The sequence below is a fragment of the Acidaminococcus fermentans genome, from assembly GCF_009696675.1.
In the GTDB taxonomy this organism is placed as follows: domain Bacteria; phylum Bacillota; class Negativicutes; order Acidaminococcales; family Acidaminococcaceae; genus Acidaminococcus.
In genome coordinates, this window is record NZ_VULN01000008.1 from 61,444 (window position 1) to 80,819 (window position 19,376).

The following is a 19,376-nucleotide window of genomic DNA, read 5'->3' on the forward strand; positions in this document are numbered from 1 at the left end:
AAACGCAGCCTGCGGCTGCTAACCCACCACCAGCCTGACGGCTGGTCCCCCGCCCTTGAAAAGGGCGGATAATGGGTATGTGAGGAGGTCTTTTTATGGAAGAAACCCGTGTGGCGATTTTGGGAATCATTGTAGAGGATCCGGATGCGGTGGAGGACCTGAACTCCATCCTTCATGACTTTGGTCCCTATGTAATCGGGCGGATGGGGATTCCCTACCATGCCCGGAACATCCACATCATCAGCGTGGTGGTGGATGCCCCTCAGGACATTATCAGCAACCTGTCCGGCCGGATCGGGAAGCTGCCGGGGGTGTCCTCCAAGACAGCCTATGCCAAGGTCACTTCCGGCCACGAGAACCATGAAGGGTAAGATCCGGTTGGTCCTGCCCTTTGTGCTGGTGTTCCTGCTGTGGGCCTGGGCATCGGCAGAAGGGATCTGGAGCAGCTACATCCTCCCCTCTCCCGGCCAGGTGTGGGACACCTTTCTCCACATGGTCCGGAACGGGGAGCTGGTCCGGCACATCCTGATCAGCCTCCGGCGGATCCTTACCGGGTTCTTCTGGGCCTTTCTGGCCAGCTGCCTTCTGGCCAGCCTGAACCTGCTGTTTCCCCGGCTCCGGGCCTGCTACGGAGGGCTCCTGGAAGTGTTCCGCCATGTACCGCCCCTGTCCCTGATTCCCCTGCTGATCCTCTGGTTCGGCATCGGGGAACTGCCCAAGACCATCATCATCGTGCTGGCTTCCTTCTTCCCCATGTACCTGAACATGGACGACGGGTTCCGCCGGTGTGACCGGAAGCTGCTGGAAGTGGGCCAAATGCTGGGGTTCTCTCCCTGGAAGGCCCTGTGGAAGATCCGGCTGCCAGCGGCCCTGCCCGGGATCCTCACCGGACTCCGGGTGGGCATGGGCTACAGCCTCCGGGCCATTATCGGGGCGGAAATGATAGCTGCCGACAGCGGACTGGGGTATCTGATCCTGGACGCCCAGGCCATGAGCCGCAGCGACAAAGTGTTCATCGGCATCCTGACCATCGGAGCCCTGGGCCTTTTGCTGGATGGGATCTTTGCGGCAGTGGAAAGGAGGCTGCTCCGTTGGATGCGCTGAAGCTGGACCATATTACCAAAACCTATGGTGCCCGGGTGGTGCTCCGGGACCTTTCCCTGGCTCTTTCGCTCCGGGAATGTACGGTGATCCTGGGGAAAAGCGGCTGCGGGAAGACCACCCTGCTGCGCATCCTGGCGGGGCTGGAAACGCCGGATGCCGGCACTGTGGAAAAACCGGCCGGGCTGAAACTGGGCATGATGTTCCAGGAGGCCCGGCTGTTCCCCTGGCTCACCTGCCGGGAAAACATCGCCCTGGGACTGCCCAAAGGGGCGGACCCGGGAGAAACGGACCACTGGCTGGACCTGGTCCAGCTGACGGATGCAGCGGGCCAGTACCCGGCCCAGCTGTCCGGAGGCATGCAGCAGCGGGCCTCCCTGGCCCGGACCCTGGCCATGCACAGCAGCCTGATCCTCATGGACGAACCCTTTGCGGCCCTGGATTACTTTACCCGGGGCCAGCTCCAGCAGGAACTCCGGTCCATGGTGGAAAAGCTTTCCATGGGAGTGGTGCTGGTGACCCACAATGTGGACGAGGCCCTGACCCTGGGGGACCGGCTTCTGATCTTGAAAGAAGGCCGGATTGCCCAGGAACAGTACCTGCCCCCGGGCCAACGGGACCTGCTTTCCCCGGGGCTGATCGAAGCGAAAAAAAAGCTGCTGGAGGGGCTGCTGCAGCCCGGCAGCGGCCCGTTAAACGGTCAACGACTGAAAGAAGGAACCTGCTCCAGCCGGTTCCTTTGAAGAGAAACGCCGCTGAAGCGGCTAACCCACCACCAGCCTGACGGCTGGTCCCCCGCCCTTGTCGAGGGCGGATATCCCCTGAGACGAAAGGATCTGTTACAAATGTCATTGAAGAAAAAACTCTCTGTTGCTCTTGCCTGCTGTCTGGTGGCAGTGGGAGCCCTGGCTGCCGGGTGCGGCAGCGGCAAATCCGCCCAGAAGGCGGCTCCCAAAATGGACAAGGTGAGCATCACCTATGTCCAGGCACCCCTGAACATCCCTTCCATTGTGGAAAAGGCCAACCAGAGCTTTGAGAAGAAGTTCAAGGAAAAGAACATCACCGCCTCCTACTCCACCATCACTTCCGGAGCGGATCAGACGGCTGCCCTGGCCAGCGGGGACATCCAGTTCCTGAACTGTGTGGGCGGTTCTTCCGTGCTCCTCAGCGCTGCCAACGGCAACGACATCAAGATCATCAGCCTGTACTCCCAGGCTCCCAAGGCCTTCAAGCTGTTCTCCAAGGACGGCAGCATCCAAAGTGCCGCTGACCTGAAGGGCAAGACCATTGCCGGGCCCAAGGGCACCATCCTCCACGAACTGCTGGCCGCTTATCTCCAGCAGGCCGGGCTTTCCATGAACGATGTGAAGTTCGTTTCCATGGGCCTTCCTGCCGCCGCTTCCGCCCTGGAAAACGGCAGTGCTGACTGTGCTCTCCTGGCCGGTCCTCTGGCCTACAATGTGGAAAAGAAGGGCATGCACGTGGTCACCACCGGAGAAGGGCTGGTATCCGGCCTGACGGTTACCGCAGTCAGCGGCAAGTTCTACAAGGAACACAAGGACCTGGTGGATACTTTCCTGGCCGTCCAGAAGGAAACCCTGGACTTCATGAAGAAGAATCCGGACAAGGCCCTGGAAATGACCGCCAAAGCCACGGAACTGAAACCGGAAGCCGTAAAGGAAATGGCTCCCCTCTATGATTTCAGCATGACCATTACCCCCGAAGCCATCGCCTCCCTGAAGAAGACCCAGGATTTCCTGGTTGCCTCCGGGATGATGGAAAAGAAAGTGGATGTGGATGCGTTGTTTGTAAAGTAAGTAAAAAAAAGAAGCTGTTGCCAGCTGCAACAGCTTCTTTTTTTTACTTTCAGCGAGGTTCCACCAGCAATTTGATGGCGGTCCGTTCTTCACCGTCGATGTTGATATCAATGAACGCGGGAACACATACCAGATCCATACCATGAGGAGCCACAAACCCCCGGGCAATGGCGATGGCTTTCACTGCCTGGTTCAGGGCACCAGCCCCAATGGCCTGGATTTCAGCTTTACCGTTTTCTCTCAATACACCTGCTAACGCACCTGCTACAGAATTCGGATTGGATTTTGTCGAAACCTTTAGTACATCCATGTTCGGTTCCCCCTCATCATTTTTTGTGATGTTTGGAAAATGTTCAATACGCAGTACTCCAATCAGTGTTGCAATGAGTGAATCGTTTCCCAAAAATCAATTTATGGATATTATAACATACTTTAGGAAATTTGTTACACATTTTTTTGATTTTACAAATTTATTACATGAATTTTTAACAGGCTTCTTTTTTCAGGAAGTACAGTAGAAGCGCTGACAGGGTTTTTGCATCAAAAATGTCTTCTGACATGACCATCTGTTTAACTTTTTCTTCCGGAATCACTTCCACCTGGAGGAATTCATCGGCATCGGGATGCATCTTTCCCTGGTGGAGACCGGTGGCCAGGAACAGATGGATGGTTTCGTTGGTGAATCCGGGGGTAGTGACAATAGAAGTCATCCGGGTCCAGTGATCGGCGGTAAGACCGGTTTCTTCGGACAGTTCCCGCTGGGCGCTGGGGAGGATTTCTTCCCCTTTTTCCAGTTTGCCCGCCGGGATCTCGTAGATCACCGAATGGACAGGATACCGGAACTGCTTTACAAACACCATGCTGCCGTCTTCCATTACCGGCAGGATCCCCACGGCTCCCTGGTGGAGGATGTATTCCCGGGTGGAATCATTGCCGTTGGGCAGTTTCACCTGGTCCACATAGAGATGGAGCAGACGGCCTTCAAAGGCGGTCCGGGTAGAAAGCTGTTTTTCATCCAGCCGATCATCGTGTAGGGTTTTCATGAATGTCAGACTCCTTCGTTTCTTTGAATTTGGCGGCCATAGCCAACAGTTCCTTGGCATTTTCCCGGGCAGAACGGGAGGTATTGGTGCCGCCGGTCATACGCATGATCTCCTGAATCCGTCCTTCCGGATCCAGCACATCCACCTGGCTGATGGTGCTGCCTTTTTCCGCGCTTTTATGGATGTACAGCTGATGGTCGGCGAAGCAGGCGATCTGGGCCAGGTGGGTGATGCACAGCACTTGCCGCTCCCGGGCGATGAGGGCCATTTTTTCCGCCATTTTCTGGGCGGTAACGCCCCCCACCCCGGTGTCGATTTCGTCGAAGATCATGGTGGGCACCCCGAACTTCTTCATCATCACCGTCTTGAGAGCCAGGGCGAACCGGGACAGTTCACCGCCGGAAGCGATCCGGCCCAGAGGCTTCAGATCCATCCCCGCATTGGCGGAAAACAGGAACTGGATGCTGTCCTGGCCCCGGCCGTGGCATTCGGGCAGCCGGGTAAACTGAAGATCCACCCGGCCTTCAGGCATGGCCAGGTCCCGGATATGGGGCAGCAGGGCCTTCACCAGGCCGGCAGCGGCTTTCTTCCGGGCGGCCGTGAGTTTGTCCGCTTCCGTCTGCATTTCTGCCTTCAGGATGGCTTCCTGTTTCCGGAGCCGGGCCAGGGTGGATTCCAGGGACAGGAGCCCTTCATATTCCGCCTGGGCCTTGTCCCGGTAGGCCAGTACCTCTTCCAGGCTGCCTCCGAATTTCTGCTTCAGCCGGTACAGCAGGTCCAGCCGTTCCTGGGCCGCTTCCAGGGTATCCCGGTCATCATGATCCGCCGCCAGAATGTCCCCCAGGGACTGGCGCACGTCTTCCAGGGTTTCCCAGGCAGAATCCATACTTTCCGCATAGGGTTTCAGCTCAGGCGCATAGTCCAGCACCCCTTCCAGAGTGGTCCGGGCGGTGTTGATGGCATCCAGGGCACTGGGGCCGCTGTCTTCGCCCCCTTCCAGGTAGTGATGGGCTTCCCCCACTGCCTGGAGGATTTTTTCCTGGTTGCTCAGCTTCCGGACCGTTTCCCGGAGCTGATCATCTTCTCCCGGCTGGATATGGGCTTCGTCAATTTCCTTGATTTCTGCTTCCAGCCGCTCCAGGTCTTCGGTCTGGTGGGCATCCTTCAGCAGCCACTTTTTCACCGTTTCCCTGGCTTTGTCATAGGCCACGAATTTTTCCTGGTATTTTTCCAACAGGGTCTGGAGCCATGGTTCCAGGTGGTCCAGGATGGTGAGAGCCGCCCCGGGGGCCAGCAGAGTCTGGTTCTCGTGCTGACCGTGGATGTCCACCAGCTGGCTGGCCAGACGGGTGAGCACGTACACCGGCACCTGCCGCTCGTTTACAAAGGCCTGGCTCTTGCCCCCGGCAGTGACCTTCCGGCGGAGGAACAGGGTGTCTTCCCCCAGATCCAGATCCAGTTCCCGGAGGATGTCATGGACATTTTCCAGCCCCTCGATGTCGAACACCGCCTGGATCCAGTAGGAATCCGCCCCTTTCCGCAGGTAGTCCCCGCTGGCCCGGCTGCCCAGTACAATGCTGAAGGCGTCGATCAGGATGGATTTCCCGGCGCCGGTTTCCCCGGTGAACACATTGAACCCCGGGGTAAAGTCCACCCGCAGATGGTCGATCAGGGCAAAATTGTGCACTTCCAAGGAATTCAGCATGTCAGCGTCCTTTCTTGACCATGAGCCGCTGCTTCACCGTCTCCACATGGTCCTTGGAATCCACGATCAGGAGCACCGTATCATCGCCCCCTACGGTCCCCAGCAGTTCCTTCCAGCTGAGATGGTCCAGGGCATAGGCCACAGCCTGGGCAGTGCCCGGCAGGGTATGGAGGACGATCAGGTTCTCGGCGGAACTGATGGTAAGGGTGTAGCCCCGGAGGGTGTCCTCCAGCCGTTCCGTGGTCAGGATCTTGCTGTTTTCCGAAGGGAAGGAATATTTGTACCGTCCGTCCTCATCGGGGATCTTGATCAGCATCATTTCTTTGATGTCCCGGGACACGGTGGCCTGGGTCACGTTGAAGCCAGCCTTCTTCAGAGCTTCTGCAAGATCACTCTGGGTTTCGATCTGCTGGTTCTTGATGATGTCTTTAATGGCTTCCTGTCTGGATATTTTCATGGTCTTTCCGCTTGCCTCCTAAAGAATGGTCTGACCTTCATTTTTCAGCATCCTGTCCTGCCAGGTCGCATAGTAGGACAGGGGATTGATGCGCACGAACCGGGCATCACAGGGACTTTTTTCGATCAGGGCCCGCTGGTTCCAGGCCAGATGGCTTACCGTCATCCCGTCCGCGGAAATCAGGATGGTTTCGTAAGGAGGACGGGGGGCGATTTCAATGGCATGCTCCATGGGGATCACCAGAGGACGGGCATGGAGGGCATGAGGGCAGATGGGGGTGATGATGCTGGCCTTCAGGCTGGGATGGACCACCGGTCCCCCTGCCGAAAGGGAATAGGCCGTAGACCCGGTGGCGGTGGCAATGATCAGCCCATCGGAAGGGGCGTTGGCGGTAGGTTCCCCGTCGATCTTCAGACTCAGCCGGGTAAGCCGGGACCGGTCCCCGCTTTCCAGCACCATGTCGTTGAGGGCATGGGCCTTGCAGATCATCTTCTCTCCCTGCCATACCGTAAGCTGGAGCATGTTCCGTTTTTCCAGGATGTATTCTCCCGCCTTTACCTTCAGTAGGGCCTTGTACAGATCCGGAGCCCCCACTTCCGTCAGGAATCCCAGTTTCCCCATGTTCACCCCCAGCAGGGGGATGTTCAGCTGGGTCACGTACCGAGCAGCCCGGAGGATGGTCCCGTCTCCCCCCAGGGTCAGAGCCATGGAAAGCTGGGACAGACTGGCCGGGTCTTCCTGGTCATAGCCGGGTACTCCGTAGCTTTCGGCGATTTCCCGGGGGAACACCACCGGGATCTCTTCCGCCTTGCAGAATTCCACCAGCTTGGGCAACAGGGCCCGGACCTTCTCTTTGGGCAGATTGGGGAACACCCCCAGCCGCAGTCTTTTTTCCATTGTGCCACCCCTCATTTCTCCATTTCTCCTGGTTCTTTTTATTTTTCCAGGGTCTCATGGGAAGCTGCCACCACTTCCCGGATCCGTTCCGGTGTTACGGTGTCTTCCCCTTCTTTCCCCATGTAGAACAGGTATTCAATGTTCCCTTCCGGTCCCCGGATGGGCGAAAAATCCAGTCCCCGGGCCGCAAAGCCCAGTTCCCGGGCCTGGGCGATCACCTTTTCGATGACTTCCAGGTGCACCGCCGGATCCCGGACCACGCCTTTTTTCCCCACTTTCTCCCGTCCCGCCTCGAACTGGGGCTTGATCAGGGCGATGCCGAAGCCGTCGGGCTTCAGGATCTTGTAGGCACTGGGCAGCACCTTGTCCAGGGAAATGAAGGCCACATCAATGGTGAACACATCCACCAGTTCCCCCAGGGAATCCGCTTCCAGGAACCGGACATTGGTCCGTTCCATGTTCACCACCCGGGGATCCTGCCGGAGCTTCCAGGCCAATTGGCCATAGCCCACGTCGATGGCATAGACCTTGCTGGCTCCGTGCTGGAGGGCACAGTCCGTAAAGCCTCCGGTGGAGGCTCCCAGGTCCGCCACCACCTTCCCTTCCAGGGAAATGGGGAACACCTTCAGGGATTTGTCCAGTTTGTAGCCGCCCCGGCTCACAAAGGGCATCTTTTTCCCCAGCAGGGTGATCTTGGCATCGGGCTTCACCATGGTGCCGGGCTTGTCGATTTTCTGGTCGTTCACCAGCACTTCCCCGGCCATGATCACCGCCTGGGCCTTGCTCCGGGATTCAAAGAATCCCTGTTCCGTTAAAAACACATCCAAACGTTCTTTTTTCATAGTTCCTCTTTCCAGGCTTTGGCAATCACATCTGCCGCCCCTTCCGGATCCAGTTTCAAATCCTGGAGCAGCCGTTCCCGTTTCCCGTGGGGCACGTACAGATCCGGGATCCCCAGGTTCAGCACCCGGCAGTCTTTCAGCCGGCCCAACCGGTTCAGGGCATCCAGCACCCCTTCTCCGAAGCCTCCCGCCAGGGAGTTCTCTTCCAGGGTCACCAGCAGCTTTACCTGATGGCTGGCTTCTTCCAGGTCTTCTTTGTCCAGGGGCTTTACGAACCGGGCGTTCACCACCCCGGCGGAAAGGCCCTGTTTTTCCAGGATATCCGCCACTTTCCGGGCTGTATCCACCATGGTCCCCACCGCCCACAGGTCAATCTGATTTCCTTCCCGGAGCCGCCGGCTCTTCCCCATGGGCAGGGTGTGGATTTCCGGATCCAGGGGCACTCCCAGCCCGGACCCCCGGGGATACCTGAGCACGGAAGGCCCGTTGTATTCCAGAGAGGTTTTCAGCATGTGCCGGAGCTCGTTTTCGTCCCCCGGGACCATCATCACCATATTGGGCATTAGCCGCAGGTAGGACAGGTCATAGGCCCCGTGATGGGTGCTGCCGTCGTCCCCCACCAGCCCGGCCCGGTCCAGGCACAGGGTAAAAGGCAGGTTCTGCATGGCCACATCGTGGAGCAGCTGGTCAAAGGCCCGTTGGGCAAAGGTGGAATACAGGGCCACCAGAGGATGGTACCCGTTGGCCGCCAGCCCGGCGCCCATGGTCACTGCATGCTGTTCCGCAATGCCCACGTCAAAGAACCGGTCCGGGTAATATTTCCCAAATACGTCCAGGCCGGTGCCTTCCGGCATGGCGGCGGTAATGGCCACCACTTTCCGGTTCTTCTCTCCCAGTTCCACCAGGGCATCGCTGAACACTTTGGTATAGGTGGCAGGAGCCTGGGGATTGGAGAATTTCTTCCCGGTGGCAATGTCGAAGGGGCCGGTGCCATGGAAAGCGTTGGGCCGCTCTTCCGCCGGTTTGTACCCTTTCCCCTTGGTGGTGAGCACATGGATGAACACCGGCTCATCCAGCTGCTTGGCCTTTTCAAAGGTTTCCATCAGGGCAGTCAGGTCGTGGCCGTCCACCGGTCCCAGGTATTTAAAGCCGAAGTCTTCGAAGAGCATCCCGGGCACAAAGAAGTACTTGAAGCTGTCCTTGAGACGGCCCACCGCCCGGGCCACACTGCTGCCGATGGAAGGCAGCCCTTTCAGGAAGTTTTCCACTTCCGTTTTCACCCGGGAATAGGTGGGATCCGTCCGGAGTTCCGTAAGATAGGAAGACAGGGCCCCCACGTTTTTGGAAATGGACATTTCGTTGTCATTGAGGACCACGATCAGCTTCTTGTGGAGATCCCCGGCGTTGTTCAGCCCTTCCATGGCTTCCCCGCCGGTAAGGGCTCCGTCCCCGATGACGGCAATCACATTGTAGTCGTCCCCGGCCAGGTCCCGGGCACAGGCGATTCCCAGAGCCGCCGAAATGGAGGTGCTGGAGTGGCCGGTGCCGAAGCAGTCATATTCGCTTTCCGTCCGTTTGGGGAAGCCGCAGAGGCCGCCGTACTGCCGGAGAGTGGGGAATTTGTCCAGCCGGCCGGTCAGCAGTTTGTGGACATAGGACTGATGGCCCACATCCCAGACGATCTTGTCCCGAGGCATGGAAAACACCTTATGCAGGGCGACGGTCAGTTCCACCACTCCCAGGTTGGGGGCCAGATGCCCTCCGTTCCGGCTGGTCACTTCCAGGATCTCCTCCCGGATTTCCTGGCACAGTTCCGGCAGCTGGGCATCGGGGATTTTTTTCAGGTCCGACGGTGCATGTATGGTTGGCAAGAGTTTCATAAGGGTCCGTCCTCCCCCGTCCTTATTTCTTCCGGTTGTACAGATAGCGGGTGATTTCCACCAGGGGCTGGGCCTTTTCGCCCAGGGGCGCCAGGGTCTCTTCCGCTTCTTTCAGGGTCTGGGCGGCCATTTCTTTGGCTTTTTCCAGACCGAACAGAGACACATAGGTGGATTTGTGGAGTTTTTCGTCGCTGTGGGCCGGTTTGCCCATAACCTTGGCATCCCCTTCCACATCCAGGATGTCGTCAGTGATCTGGAAGGCCAGACCGAAGAGAGCGGCAAAATGGGTCATGGTCCGGAGGGTGTCCGGATCCGCCCCCCCCAGCATGGCGCCGCCCCGGACCGCAGCCACGAACATGGCCCCGGTCTTGGCTTCGTGGAGCTTCTTCATCTGTTCCAGGGTCAGCTGCTGGTCTTCAGAGGTAATGTCCAGAGCCTGGCCGCCTACCATGCCGGTAGGGCCGGCGCATTTTGCCACCAGACGGACCACCTCCAGGAGCACCTTGGGATCCACTCCCCGCTGTTCCAGCATCACTTCAAAAGCCTGGGTCAGCAGGCCATCTCCGGCCAAAAGGGCCATGGCATCCCCGAACACCTTGTGGTTGGTGAGGCGGCCCCGGCGGTAATCGTCATTGTCCATGGAAGGCAGGTCGTCGTGGATCAGAGAATAGGTATGGATCATTTCCAGTCCTGCAGCCACCGCCACAAAATCCGTACCGTTGGCCCCCACCGCATCTGCTGCCGCCATGAGCAGGATGGGCCGGAGCCGCTTGCCCCCGGCCGCCACAGAATACATCATGGCCTTGTCCACCGGGGAAATGCTCCCCACTCCCAGGCGCACCTGGAGATATCCGTTGACCAGAGCCCCACGGCTCCGTAAATAACTGCGCAGTTCCATTATTCCTTCTCCTCCGGAAACAGGGCCAGGGCAAAATCATCCTGGCTGGTTTCCACGATTTTTTTCACGTCCTGCTGGACTTTTTTCAGCTGGGCCGCACAATTCCGGCTCAGTTCCATACCTTCTTTATAGAGAGCCACTGTCTCATCCAGGGACAGTTCCCCGCTTTCCAGCTTTTCCACAATGGTTTCCAGCCGTTTCAGGCCCTCTTCAAAGGAAACCGTTTCTGCTTTCTTTCTGGGCATTATGCTTTTCCTTCCTTGACCGTTTCCACCTGGGAGACTGCCGCTCCCTGAGCGAACCGGGTCACCAGGGTATCACCGGGCCGGAGATCCGACGCCTGCCGGACCACCTTTCCCTGTGCATTTTCTGTTATGGTATAACCCCGCCGGAGCACCCCATAGGGATCCAGGGCCCCCAGCTTGGCGGTAATCACTTCCAGTTTCTGCTGCCGGTTTTCCAGCAGCCGGTCCCCGGCCTGTTCCAGCCGCTGGCTCAGGCTGTCCAGGGTCTGGCCGGCATTTTCCCACAGCCGTTCCGGATGGAGGAACACCCATTCTCCCTGGAGCTGTTCCAGAGCCCGGGTGCTGTCCTGGAGCCGGGTTTCCATGGTCCGTTCCAGCCGGCGCACCAGCTTGGCCAGATTTTCCCGGTCCCCGCTCCGTTCCGGCACTGCCAGTTCCGCGGCTGCAGAGGGAGTGGGAGCCCGGAGGTCTGCCGCAAAATCGCTGAGGGTAAAGTCGATTTCGTGACCCACGGCAGAAATCACCGGGATTTCCGAAGCGGCGATGGCCCTGACCACACCCTCATCGTTAAAGGCCCACAGGTCTTCCATGGAACCCCCGCCCCGGCCTACGATCAGCACGTCCGCCAGTTTGTGCCGGTTGAAGAACCGGATCCCCCGGATGATTTCCGGAGGGGCTTCCGTGCCCTGGACCTTTACGGGATACAGCCGGAGCTTTACGGAAGGATCCCGGCGGCCGGCCACGTTGATGATGTCCCGGACCGCTGCCCCGGCAGAAGATGTGACGATGCCCACCACTTTGGGATAGGCAGGCAGGGGACGCTTCCGGCCGGGGTCGAAGAGCCCTTCGGCGGTGAGTTTTTCCTTCAGCTGCTCATAGGCGATCATCAGGTTCCCGGCTCCCAGGGGCATCATCATGTCCACGTAGAACTGATAGACCCCGTCCCGTTCATACAGGTCGATCCGGCCCACCCCCAGCACCTGGTCCCCGTTTTTGGGCAGCTGCTTCAGGCGCCGGGCCGCACCGGCGAACATAACGGCTTTCAGCAGGGTCTTGCCGTCTTTTAAATTAAAATAACAGTGACCGGAAGGATACTGGCGGAAGTTGGACACTTCCCCCTGGATCTGGAGGTTGGCGAATTCCGGTTCCTTCCGGAACAGCCCCTTGACGATCCGGGTCACTTCCGACACCGTATAGATTTTTCCAACGATCATGGTTCCTCCTGCCTTTCCCGGAGTACGGCGGCCCAGGCATTGCCCACGGCACCGTCCACGCTGTACCGGGGATCCGGGGCCCACAGGCCGATCTGCCGCCGGCTGAGGAAAGCTTCCAGCTGATGGCGAATTTCTTTGTTGGCGCTGACCCCTCCCACCAGGAGCACCTGGGAAAGGGCTTCCTTCTGGCACACCCAGCCGATGGTCCGGGCCAGGGCTTTGCCGATGGCCTGTTCCACCCCCAGGGCCAGGGAAGCCGGATCCGCCCCCTGGTCAATGGCCCGGAGAGCCTGGGTGCAGGGCCCGGACAGGGACAATTCCCCCTCCTGGCTCCATACCTTCAGAGGATGGGGTTCCGCTGCGGTCTCTCCCAGTTTCTCCAGCCGGGCTCCGGCGGGAAAGGCCAGGCCCAGAGCCACCCCCACCCGGTCGATGAACTGGCCGGCGTGGAGGTCGATGCTGGTGCCCCGGGGTTCCAGAGTGAATTCCCCGTCCTCCTGGCGCTCACACAGGAGGAGGTCCGTGGTGCCGCCGGAGATGTGGACCAAAAGGAACCGGTCCGGGGCCGTTTTCCCCACGGACCAGAGACCGGCATACATGTGATTGTGCTGATGGGTAAAAAAATGGACCGGCACACCCAGCACCTTTCCCAGGCTCCGGGCCATCCCCAGTCCCACCAGAAAGGCGGGCATGTAGGAATCTTCCCGGGGCCGGGGTTTGGCGCTGACGCCGATGGCCGCAATCCGGCGGCCGTCCAGTTCCAGGGCTTCCAGCAGATCCGGCAGATTCCGGGTATGCTGGTAGACCATTTCCGACTGGGCCAGGCCCCGGCGACCCGGTTTCACCGTCAAAAGCCGCCGCTGGTCTCCCATCAGGTTCCCCTGCCGGTCCATGAGCGCCGCCGAAGTGGTGTAGCAGCTGGTATCCAGCCCCAGGACCGCTTCCTCAGCGGCCATGCTTCTTCACCAGGCTCCCCAAAAGGCCGTTGATGAAGGCGGGAGAATCATCCCCTCCGTAGATTTTGGCCAGTTCCACGGCCTCATTGATGGCCACTGCCGGAGGCACCGGTTCCGGGCTGCAGAACATTTCCCAGGATGCAATCCGCAGCAGGTTCCGGTCGATGCCGTTCATCCGCTTCAGGGTCCATTTGGCGTCCAGGCCGTTCAGTTCCCCGTCCAGGGCTTCCCGGTTTTCCCGGACCCCGTTCACCAGTTCCAGGGCATAGGCCAGGTCCTTTTTCCGGGTATCCTGGATGTCTTCTTCCTCCGCCATGGTCTTCACCGTTTCTTCCGGAGACTGTTCCGGAGAGAATTCCAGGGCAAACAGGCTTCTCATTGCAATGGTACGTGCTTCTCTTCTGCTCATATGATTGGTAAACTCCTTTTATTTATGGTACGGAGGCAGCAGGTTGTCCAGCAGATCCACCAGATCTTCCCCTGCATCCATTTTGTAACCGATGTAAAAACCCAGGCCGATGCAAAACAGCAGGAACACCGCCCGGAAAAAGCCCAGGAGAAGGAACAGGATGCCCACCACCAGGCCCACCGAAGCGCCTATGATCCGCCACCGGCTGGTTTCAAACAGTTTGCGTAAAATTTCCTGCCACATGGTCTTCCACCGCCTATTCCTTGGCCTTGATGTGCTTGAAGTACACGGACACTTCCGCCACTTCCACGCCCACCACGTTCATGATGTTCTTTTTCACCGTCCGCTTCACTTCGTCGGTGGTGTCCGGGATGTTGATCCCAGGCTCGATGGAAGCGTTGATCCGGACGCTGAGCTGGTTGTCCTTCAGCAGCTTTACCCGGCATTTGGCGCCGAACACCCCGTATACATCATTGGTGAACCCGGAAATGTAGTCTTCCATGGCCCGCTGGCTTACATGGATCTTCCCTTCCCGGTCGTTGTCAAAGGTCAGGTCGTTGCTGCCGCCCCGGCTCCAGCTGGCAAACAGCAGCCGGAGGCTCACCAGGAAAATCACCACCCCGCCGATGGTGTATTCCCAGCGTCCGGGGACCCGGGCGGCAAACTCTGTAAGATCATGGACCGGGATGCCGTTGACGCTGACAATGACAATCAGCACCGCCACTGCTGCCATGATGATGGTGTACATGGTCAAAATGATCCGATCGAATATGCTCATGCTTCTCCCCCCGACGTTTCCTGGCCTTTGGGGTCAGATTCTCCTTCCGGCGGCCGGACCGGTTCTGGAGCTTCCTTTGCTTCTGGCTGTGCTTCCACCGATTCCCTGTTTTCCGAAGTTTCTTCCCCGGCGGCAGTCCCTTCCGGCAGTGCCGGGCTCCCGGCCGGTTCTTCCTCCCATTTCTTCATCAGTTCATCCGTATCGTCTTTCTCTGCAAAGGCCTTTTCTTTTTTCTTCTTCACACCTTCCACATGGATGTCCACCCCGGTGACTTCGTAGCCGGTCATGTTCTCCACGGCTTCCTTGACCTTTTCCTGGAGCTTGATGGCCACATCCGGAATGTTGAACCCGTAGGTGATGATCACATGGACCTCCACCCGCACCGTATGGCCTTCCGTATAGACCTTGATGCCCTTGGAGAAATTCTGTTTGCCCAGCATGTCCGTGAGCCCTTCCCGGATGCCCCCGCTCATGCCGTAGACCCCGTTCACCTCCGAAGCAGCCAGCCCCGCCACAATGCTCAGGACTTCGTCGGCCACCTTGATGGCTCCCATATCGTCCGTGTCCGGACTGTTTTCCAACTGCGCCTGCTGTTTTACTTCTTCGTCGTTCATAGGCTTCTCCTCAAACGCAAGTTTATTCATTTTAATTATTTTATTATACCATATCCCGGGGAATGTGGGTAGGTAGGAAGCGAGTCAGGGGGATTAAGTGGTTAAGTGGTCAGGTACAACCGTAGGGGGCGCAGGCCCGGCGCCCCGCTGTGGTCAGGTGGTTTTGGCATCAGAAATCCCACTTGGTCAGCCCGCCGCTCTTTACTCCCTGCCCATGCATCTGTTATGATAAAAGAAACAGCAGAAAGAAGGTAACTGTCATGGCTTTCCCGTTCTGGCTTGCTTTCGTATTTTTTCTGGCTCTCCCGGTTTCTCCGGGCGAAGGGGCCCCGGTGGACCCTTCCCAGGCCGATCCTCCGGAAAAACAGGAACAGCGGAACACCCCCTGGCTGGAACTCCACGGGGACTACCGGTATCTCTACGGCAAGGGCCGGTTTGCCGCCCGGACCCCCGTCAACCTGAAAAAAAGCCGCTGGCCCCGGACGGATCAGGATGTGTTCCTGCTCCAGCGGCGGCTGCGGCTGTTCCCGGTGGTCCACACCAGCCAGGATACCCAGCTGAAATTCATGATCGAAGACAAACGGAACGACAAGGACCACACCCAGGACCACCATCCCACCCTGTCCCGGGCCTATCTCCAGCACGAAAACAGCCACACCAAATGGGAACTGGGCCGGTTCAACCTGTATCTCATGGACGGGAATGTCATCGACAAACGGGTGGACGGAATCCGTACCAGCTTTGGGAAGAATACGGATCCAGGCGGCCGGATCACCCTGTTTGCCGGCCAGACCACCGGAAATGACAACCTGCACCGGAAGACCGGCTGGTTTGCCCTGGAAGAAAAGCAGCTGGGAAAGCTGAACCTCCGGTCCGCCTTCCTGGATTTCCGGACCCGCCAGTCCCTGCCTGCCAGCCTGCCGGCCCTCCAGCAGCTGGGACTGGAACCGGGGGCCAGCGGCACCGGGTTCGACCGGCAGCAGATCTGGACCACCCGGCTGGAATACCAGCCCCGGGACCGGTGGCTTTTCGACCTGGAACTGCTGGGGTCCAAAGGCTCCCAGGGCCGGGACGGATACCGGGAGCGGAAAACCGGCTTTGTGGCCGCAGTGACCTACGGGGAACTGGATGAGCGGAAGGGCGGCACCTGGGAAACCTGGCTCCGGTATTACGACCAGCCCCAGTCCAGCATTCTCTACCACACCATGGACGGGGATACGGGATTCTTCCAGCGCCAGGGGTTCCGGGGCTGGGGCGCCCGGATGGACTATGTGGTATTTCCCGGACTGGTCTGGGCCATAGAAGGATTCCGGCTCCAGAACAGAAAAACAGGACCCTTCACCCGGGATTTCCGGGAGTGGGTCCTGGGGACCAGCGTAACGGCGTATTTTTAACCAAACCCTTCTTTGATCCCCGCATAGTTCTCATAGCTGTCCCGCAGCATATGGATCACGTGGGCAGGGTCTTTCTGCAGCCAGTCCTGCCGCTTTTCCGGCATGATGGTGAACCAGGCCGGAGCTCTCAGGAGATTGTTCAGGGATCTGTACAACTGCTGTTCGGGGATTTTCTTCAGTTTCCCGGTCTCTGGCTGTACCTCATAGCCCTGGTCCCTGCCCTCTCCTTCGGCATTGACCAGGATTTCCAGCTCACCGTTCCAGTCCATATCCAGCACGGCGATGTTCACCAGACCGTCCCATTGGGGGACCCGGTCCCACTGTTCCCGGTTGGCCAGAAGGATCTGGAGCTGGTGCCGGAGCGCACCGGGGGCCAGGGGCCGGGGTTCAGAGACACCGCCGGGCCACTCATGTCTGTGGGGAAGGTCCCGTTCACAGGCCAGAGCCGGAGCTGCTCCCAACAACAGAACGAGCAGTCCCCAGGCGGCACGTTTTTTAATGGATCCATCCATTGTTCCCCCTCCCTTCTTCGGCTCTCTTTACCTTTCAACCATCTGGCTCACGGTTCCTCCTGCCAGGTCCATATCATTGATCCTTCCCTGGACATTCTTGAAGGTACAGTCGATCAGTTCCAGCCGGGACTGGGCCACGGCGAAAAGGGGGAGATTGGTGCTGGTGTCTTTGAACAGGGTCTGGATGATCTTCATATCCCTGCACTCGATGGCATTGATCAGGCCATAGGTGCAGCTGCGGATCACACTGTCCCGGAGGGTAACGCTTTCACAGCCCAGGGCTTCGTACCCATAGGTCCCGCACCCGTACAGGTCCAGATTTTCCAGCCTTGCGTCCTGCACCAGATCCAGTTTCAGTACGGCTCCGCTGCAGCGGCCAGCCTGCAGGGAATGGCCGACCCGGAGATGGGCCAGCCGGAAGTTCTGACAGTTCCGGAAATGCAGCACCGGAGTATAGGGATCCTCTGTTACGATTTCTGCCGTGATCTTCTCCGTATCCTGGCCCCGGATGGTGAGATCCTGGAATCCGGCCAGCTCCAGGTCCTCATAGGCCATATACAGGCCTGGAGGGCTGAGGGGATTCCATGGGAATCTGTGGATCACCTGCCCCGCAGCGGTGCTGGCCAGCCAGGTGGACAGGTTGTAGCGGCCCGGTGCCAGGATGACTTCCGTATGGTCATCCAGGGCCTCCATCATTTCCTGTACATTGTGGACCAGGACGGTTTTCCGGGGAGCAGCAAAACCCCCGGCCGCCAACCCCAGAACCAGGACCATACACAGCAGCAGAGCCCGTATCAGGTCCGTCCATAATTTACCGATCCGTTTCATCAACTGTCACCTCCCTGTTCCTCCCGCACCACCAGGCTGCCGTCTTCTCCGCTGAGCTGGAGGATCTTCCGATGATACCCCTTCCGGTCGTAATAGGACAGGCCGGTGGCCCGGGCCGTCCCTTCCAGATTTATGGGGTAGTTGTATCGGGTACCCGGTTCCAGGTTCCCCAATGGTTCATCCGTTTCCACCTGCCAGGTCACCTGACCGCTGTCACTGACCTCTGCCACCTGGAGGGTGAGCAGGTGCACATCTTCCAGGGTCTCTCTGGGAATCACCGCCAGCAGGGGTTCTCTGAACTCGCCGGGCTGAATCAGGGAAAATTCCACGCTCCCTTTGCCCCACCAGGCCAGGGACTGCCAGGACAGCGTTTCCACCTTGCCCATCCGTTCTTTCTGAAGTTCGAAGAACTGCCCCGGTGTCATGGCCTGTTTCTTCGACAGGGCTCTGTCCGGGACTCCATGGTTGTTCCAGTACACTTCCTCCTTCTCCTCAACCGGGTCCCAGTTGGTAAAGGTACAGCTTTCGCACACCAGGTTCCCGTCCCCGTCGAGATGGTACTCGCCCAGGATGGAAAGCCCCGCGCCTCCGGCTCCCTGGTTCAGGAACCGCCCGTTTCCCAGATAATACCAGGCGTCCCGGTACCAGCCGCTGAACACCCGGTGGGGCCGGCCCTCCCGGAGGGTGAACAGGTTGGTGATCCTGTTGTCCTGGCCCGTCAGCAGTTCCGGCTCCCCGTTCCCGTTGCAGTCCAGCAGCTGGTACTTCACCTGTTCCAGCCCCTGGGCCGGGGACAGTTCCCGGATTCCCTCCCAGACAGCCACCAGTTCCTCCCGGTCCTCTCCATAAGAGTCAGGGTCTCTGCCTCCCTGGATCATATCATACAGAGTGTCCAGTTCCCGGCCATAGATTCCTTCTCCGCTGGAAGCTCCTGCCAGGACCGGCAGACCAGTAAGAAAAGCCATGAGGCACAGACAGGCCAGCGGCCTCCAAATGTCCTTTCTTTCCATGGCTCCTCCTTTTCAGAACTTTCCGCCGCCGCCCCCATGATCCTCATCGGTACTGTCGGCCTTGGCGTTTTCGCGGCTCTTCTTCGGCTTACGATGGACCGTCATGTACAGGTAGTTGTCCGCATTTTCTTCCAGCTGGAAGCTGTCCCGGTCCAGATAGACCCCGGCTTCCAGAGCCGGCATCACATTGTTCATCTGGCCGATGAGGATCCGGCGCACCAGGAATCCGATGCCCAGGGACACCGCCGCCCCAATGGCCAGGGCCAGGGGATTGAAGGCGTCGGCCGGATCATAGGGTTTGCCTTCTTTCTGGTAGTAGGCCAGCAGTTCATCCGTCCCTTTGGCAAACTGGCCGAAGGCTTTCGGATAGTTGTTCTTTTTCAGGGCCGGCAGGAATTTTCCGCTGAGGGCCTTGATGCCGGCTTTGTCGGTGATCATTTTCCGCATGCCGTTGTCGGTGGAAATGTACCAGTCCCGTTCCTTCATGGACAGGAGCAGTACCATATTCCCCTTGAGCCTGCTGTCTTTGATCTTGTCCAGCAGTACATTGGCGAACTCTCCGGTTTTTACGCCTCCGGTGCTTTTCACCGTGACCACCGCCAGCCGTACCTGATATTTCTGGTTCACCTGGTCCAGGGACTGCTGGAGGACTTTCTCTTCCTGGGGCCGCAGGAGATCAGCCTGATCCAGCACCAGGGCAGAGGCTGCCGATGCGGAAACGGCCATGCCCACCAGAAGCACCAGGAGTGCCAGGATGCGCAGTAACTTCTTCATGA

The 19,376-nt window shown here is 58.8% G+C and carries 24 protein-coding genes; 5 read left to right on the top strand and 19 right to left on the bottom strand.

Annotated features, from left to right (window positions below; translation table 11 throughout):
- Nucleotides 1-95 precede the first annotated feature (95 nt).
- The 4 genes from FX155_RS06675 (at nt 96) to FX155_RS06690 (ending at nt 2,918) form a co-directional block, all read left to right on the top strand.
- Nucleotides 96-371: a TM1266 family iron-only hydrogenase system putative regulator gene (locus tag FX155_RS06675; protein ID WP_022487785.1), complete on the top strand. Its 276-nt coding sequence runs from the start codon at nt 96-98 to the stop codon at nt 369-371.
- Nucleotides 361-1,104, top strand: a complete 744-nt coding sequence (locus FX155_RS06680; RefSeq protein WP_022487784.1) for an ABC transporter permease — start codon at nt 361-363, stop codon at nt 1,102-1,104. The genes FX155_RS06675 and FX155_RS06680 overlap by 11 nt, the downstream gene beginning before the upstream one ends.
- Entirely contained in the window at nt 1,092-1,844 is a 753-nt protein-coding gene (locus tag FX155_RS06685) for an ABC transporter ATP-binding protein (protein ID WP_022487783.1), read from the top strand. The genes FX155_RS06680 and FX155_RS06685 overlap by 13 nt, the downstream gene beginning before the upstream one ends.
- Before the next feature lie 102 nt (nt 1,845-1,946).
- Nucleotides 1,947-2,918: an ABC transporter substrate-binding protein gene (locus FX155_RS06690; protein ID WP_022487782.1), complete on the top strand. Its 972-nt coding sequence runs from the start codon at nt 1,947-1,949 to the stop codon at nt 2,916-2,918.
- Nucleotides 2,919-2,967: 49 nt separating this feature from the next.
- Here FX155_RS06690 and FX155_RS06695 read toward each other — a convergent pair whose 3' ends face one another.
- The 15 genes from FX155_RS06695 to FX155_RS06765 form a co-directional block, all read right to left on the bottom strand.
- Nucleotides 2,968-3,228 carry a stage V sporulation protein S gene (locus FX155_RS06695; protein WP_012938234.1) on the bottom strand — a complete coding sequence of 87 codons (261 nt, stop codon included), beginning with the start codon at nt 3,226-3,228 and terminating at the stop codon, nt 2,968-2,970.
- A 175-nt stretch (nt 3,229-3,403) separates the two neighbouring features.
- Complete coding sequence (locus tag FX155_RS06700; RefSeq protein WP_154488161.1) at nt 3,404-3,961, bottom strand: NUDIX domain-containing protein; 558 nt, start codon at nt 3,959-3,961, stop codon at nt 3,404-3,406.
- Nucleotides 3,942-5,666, bottom strand: coding sequence for a DNA repair protein RecN (recN, locus tag FX155_RS06705; protein ID WP_154488162.1), 1,725 nt, complete (start codon nt 5,664-5,666; stop codon nt 3,942-3,944). The genes FX155_RS06700 and recN overlap by 20 nt, the downstream gene beginning before the upstream one ends.
- A gap of 1 nt (nt 5,667) precedes the next feature.
- On the bottom strand, nt 5,668-6,123 hold the full coding sequence (gene argR / locus FX155_RS06710; protein ID WP_022487779.1) for an arginine repressor: 456 nt from the start codon (nt 6,121-6,123) through the stop codon (nt 5,668-5,670).
- A gap of 18 nt (nt 6,124-6,141) precedes the next feature.
- Entirely contained in the window at nt 6,142-7,020 is an 879-nt protein-coding gene (locus tag FX155_RS06715) for an NAD(+)/NADH kinase (protein WP_154488163.1), read from the bottom strand.
- Nucleotides 7,021-7,058: 38 nt separating this feature from the next.
- A complete protein-coding gene (locus FX155_RS06720; protein WP_022487777.1) occupies nt 7,059-7,862 on the bottom strand; it encodes a TlyA family RNA methyltransferase in 804 nt (267 codons plus the stop codon).
- Nucleotides 7,859-9,742, bottom strand: coding sequence for a 1-deoxy-D-xylulose-5-phosphate synthase (gene dxs, locus FX155_RS06725; protein ID WP_154488164.1), 1,884 nt, complete (start codon nt 9,740-9,742; stop codon nt 7,859-7,861). The genes FX155_RS06720 and dxs overlap by 4 nt, the downstream gene beginning before the upstream one ends.
- A 22-nt stretch (nt 9,743-9,764) precedes the next feature.
- A complete protein-coding gene (locus FX155_RS06730; protein ID WP_022487775.1) occupies nt 9,765-10,640 on the bottom strand; it encodes a polyprenyl synthetase family protein in 876 nt (291 codons plus the stop codon).
- Nucleotides 10,640-10,885 (bottom strand): exodeoxyribonuclease VII small subunit, encoded by a 246-nt coding sequence (gene xseB, locus FX155_RS06735; protein WP_022487774.1) that lies wholly within the window; start codon nt 10,883-10,885, stop codon nt 10,640-10,642. Before xseB ends, FX155_RS06730 begins: the two co-directional genes overlap by 1 nt.
- On the bottom strand, nt 10,885-12,099 hold the full coding sequence (xseA, locus tag FX155_RS06740) for an exodeoxyribonuclease VII large subunit (protein WP_154488165.1): 1,215 nt from the start codon (nt 12,097-12,099) through the stop codon (nt 10,885-10,887). Before xseA ends, xseB begins: the two co-directional genes overlap by 1 nt.
- Nucleotides 12,096-13,055, bottom strand: a complete 960-nt coding sequence (locus tag FX155_RS06745) for a peptidase M22 (RefSeq protein ID WP_022487772.1) — start codon at nt 13,053-13,055, stop codon at nt 12,096-12,098. Before FX155_RS06745 ends, xseA begins: the two co-directional genes overlap by 4 nt.
- Nucleotides 13,045-13,464, bottom strand: a complete 420-nt coding sequence (gene nusB / locus FX155_RS06750) for a transcription antitermination factor NusB (protein WP_022487771.1) — start codon at nt 13,462-13,464, stop codon at nt 13,045-13,047. The genes FX155_RS06745 and nusB overlap by 11 nt, the downstream gene beginning before the upstream one ends.
- A gap of 18 nt (nt 13,465-13,482) precedes the next feature.
- Complete coding sequence (locus tag FX155_RS06755) at nt 13,483-13,707, bottom strand: DUF2273 domain-containing protein (protein WP_012938222.1); 225 nt, start codon at nt 13,705-13,707, stop codon at nt 13,483-13,485.
- Between the two features lie 13 nt (nt 13,708-13,720).
- Nucleotides 13,721-14,242 carry an alkaline shock response membrane anchor protein AmaP gene (amaP, locus tag FX155_RS06760; protein WP_022487770.1) on the bottom strand — a complete coding sequence of 174 codons (522 nt, stop codon included), beginning with the start codon at nt 14,240-14,242 and terminating at the stop codon, nt 13,721-13,723.
- Entirely contained in the window at nt 14,239-14,856 is a 618-nt protein-coding gene (locus tag FX155_RS06765) for an Asp23/Gls24 family envelope stress response protein (RefSeq protein WP_022487769.1), read from the bottom strand. The genes amaP and FX155_RS06765 overlap by 4 nt, the downstream gene beginning before the upstream one ends.
- A 260-nt stretch (nt 14,857-15,116) precedes the next feature.
- Between FX155_RS06765 and FX155_RS06770 the strand changes: the two genes are divergently transcribed.
- A complete protein-coding gene (locus FX155_RS06770) occupies nt 15,117-16,250 on the top strand; it encodes a hypothetical protein (RefSeq protein WP_154488166.1) in 1,134 nt (377 codons plus the stop codon).
- On the opposite strand, the gene FX155_RS06775 is transcribed toward FX155_RS06770, so the two are convergent.
- From FX155_RS06775 to FX155_RS06790, 4 genes are read right to left on the bottom strand one after another with little or no spacing between them, the layout of a single operon-like run.
- Nucleotides 16,247-16,762: a hypothetical protein gene (locus FX155_RS06775; RefSeq protein ID WP_154488167.1), complete on the bottom strand. Its 516-nt coding sequence runs from the start codon at nt 16,760-16,762 to the stop codon at nt 16,247-16,249. The two genes, FX155_RS06770 and FX155_RS06775, sit on opposite strands and share 4 nt — an antisense overlap.
- A 27-nt stretch (nt 16,763-16,789) precedes the next feature.
- Nucleotides 16,790-17,590, bottom strand: a complete 801-nt coding sequence (locus tag FX155_RS06780; RefSeq protein ID WP_154488168.1) for a right-handed parallel beta-helix repeat-containing protein — start codon at nt 17,588-17,590, stop codon at nt 16,790-16,792.
- The gene (locus tag FX155_RS06785) at nt 17,590-18,600 is read right to left on the bottom strand and encodes a hypothetical protein (protein ID WP_154488169.1); all 1,011 of its coding nucleotides are present in this window, start codon (nt 18,598-18,600) and stop codon (nt 17,590-17,592) included. The genes FX155_RS06780 and FX155_RS06785 overlap by 1 nt, the downstream gene beginning before the upstream one ends.
- Before the next feature lie 12 nt (nt 18,601-18,612).
- A complete protein-coding gene (locus FX155_RS06790) occupies nt 18,613-19,374 on the bottom strand; it encodes a TPM domain-containing protein (protein ID WP_022488111.1) in 762 nt (253 codons plus the stop codon).
- Nucleotides 19,375-19,376: the final 2 nt, after the last annotated feature.

What these genes read in the sequence shown, in the direction of transcription:
- FX155_RS06675 (WP_022487785.1), top strand. Translation starts at nt 96, where the DNA reads ATGGAAGAAACCCGTGTGGCGATTTTGGGAATCATTGTAGAGGATCCG.
- FX155_RS06680 (WP_022487784.1), top strand. Translation starts at nt 361, where the DNA reads ATGAAGGGTAAGATCCGGTTGGTCCTGCCCTTTGTGCTGGTGTTCCTG.
- FX155_RS06690 (WP_022487782.1), top strand. Translation starts at nt 1,947, where the DNA reads ATGTCATTGAAGAAAAAACTCTCTGTTGCTCTTGCCTGCTGTCTGGTG.
- FX155_RS06695 (WP_012938234.1), bottom strand. Translation starts at nt 3,228, where the DNA reads ATGGATGTACTAAAGGTTTCGACAAAATCCAATCCGAATTCTGTAGCA.
- FX155_RS06700 (WP_154488161.1), bottom strand. Translation starts at nt 3,961, where the DNA reads ATGAAAACCCTACACGATGATCGGCTGGATGAAAAACAGCTTTCTACC.
- recN (WP_154488162.1), bottom strand. Translation starts at nt 5,666, where the DNA reads ATGCTGAATTCCTTGGAAGTGCACAATTTTGCCCTGATCGACCATCTG.
- argR (WP_022487779.1), bottom strand. Translation starts at nt 6,123, where the DNA reads ATGAAAATATCCAGACAGGAAGCCATTAAAGACATCATCAAGAACCAG.
- FX155_RS06715 (WP_154488163.1), bottom strand. Translation starts at nt 7,020, where the DNA reads ATGGAAAAAAGACTGCGGCTGGGGGTGTTCCCCAATCTGCCCAAAGAG.
- FX155_RS06720 (WP_022487777.1), bottom strand. Translation starts at nt 7,862, where the DNA reads ATGAAAAAAGAACGTTTGGATGTGTTTTTAACGGAACAGGGATTCTTT.
- dxs (WP_154488164.1), bottom strand. Translation starts at nt 9,742, where the DNA reads ATGAAACTCTTGCCAACCATACATGCACCGTCGGACCTGAAAAAAATC.
- FX155_RS06730 (WP_022487775.1), bottom strand. Translation starts at nt 10,640, where the DNA reads ATGGAACTGCGCAGTTATTTACGGAGCCGTGGGGCTCTGGTCAACGGA.
- xseB (WP_022487774.1), bottom strand. Translation starts at nt 10,885, where the DNA reads ATGCCCAGAAAGAAAGCAGAAACGGTTTCCTTTGAAGAGGGCCTGAAA.
- xseA (WP_154488165.1), bottom strand. Translation starts at nt 12,099, where the DNA reads ATGATCGTTGGAAAAATCTATACGGTGTCGGAAGTGACCCGGATCGTC.
- FX155_RS06745 (WP_022487772.1), bottom strand. Translation starts at nt 13,055, where the DNA reads ATGGCCGCTGAGGAAGCGGTCCTGGGGCTGGATACCAGCTGCTACACC.
- nusB (WP_022487771.1), bottom strand. Translation starts at nt 13,464, where the DNA reads ATGAGCAGAAGAGAAGCACGTACCATTGCAATGAGAAGCCTGTTTGCC.
- FX155_RS06755 (WP_012938222.1), bottom strand. Translation starts at nt 13,707, where the DNA reads ATGTGGCAGGAAATTTTACGCAAACTGTTTGAAACCAGCCGGTGGCGG.
- amaP (WP_022487770.1), bottom strand. Translation starts at nt 14,242, where the DNA reads ATGAGCATATTCGATCGGATCATTTTGACCATGTACACCATCATCATG.
- FX155_RS06765 (WP_022487769.1), bottom strand. Translation starts at nt 14,856, where the DNA reads ATGAACGACGAAGAAGTAAAACAGCAGGCGCAGTTGGAAAACAGTCCG.
- FX155_RS06770 (WP_154488166.1), top strand. Translation starts at nt 15,117, where the DNA reads ATGGCTTTCCCGTTCTGGCTTGCTTTCGTATTTTTTCTGGCTCTCCCG.
- FX155_RS06775 (WP_154488167.1), bottom strand. Translation starts at nt 16,762, where the DNA reads ATGGATGGATCCATTAAAAAACGTGCCGCCTGGGGACTGCTCGTTCTG.
- FX155_RS06780 (WP_154488168.1), bottom strand. Translation starts at nt 17,590, where the DNA reads ATGAAACGGATCGGTAAATTATGGACGGACCTGATACGGGCTCTGCTG.
- FX155_RS06785 (WP_154488169.1), bottom strand. Translation starts at nt 18,600, where the DNA reads ATGGAAAGAAAGGACATTTGGAGGCCGCTGGCCTGTCTGTGCCTCATG.
- FX155_RS06790 (WP_022488111.1), bottom strand. Translation starts at nt 19,374, where the DNA reads ATGAAGAAGTTACTGCGCATCCTGGCACTCCTGGTGCTTCTGGTGGGC.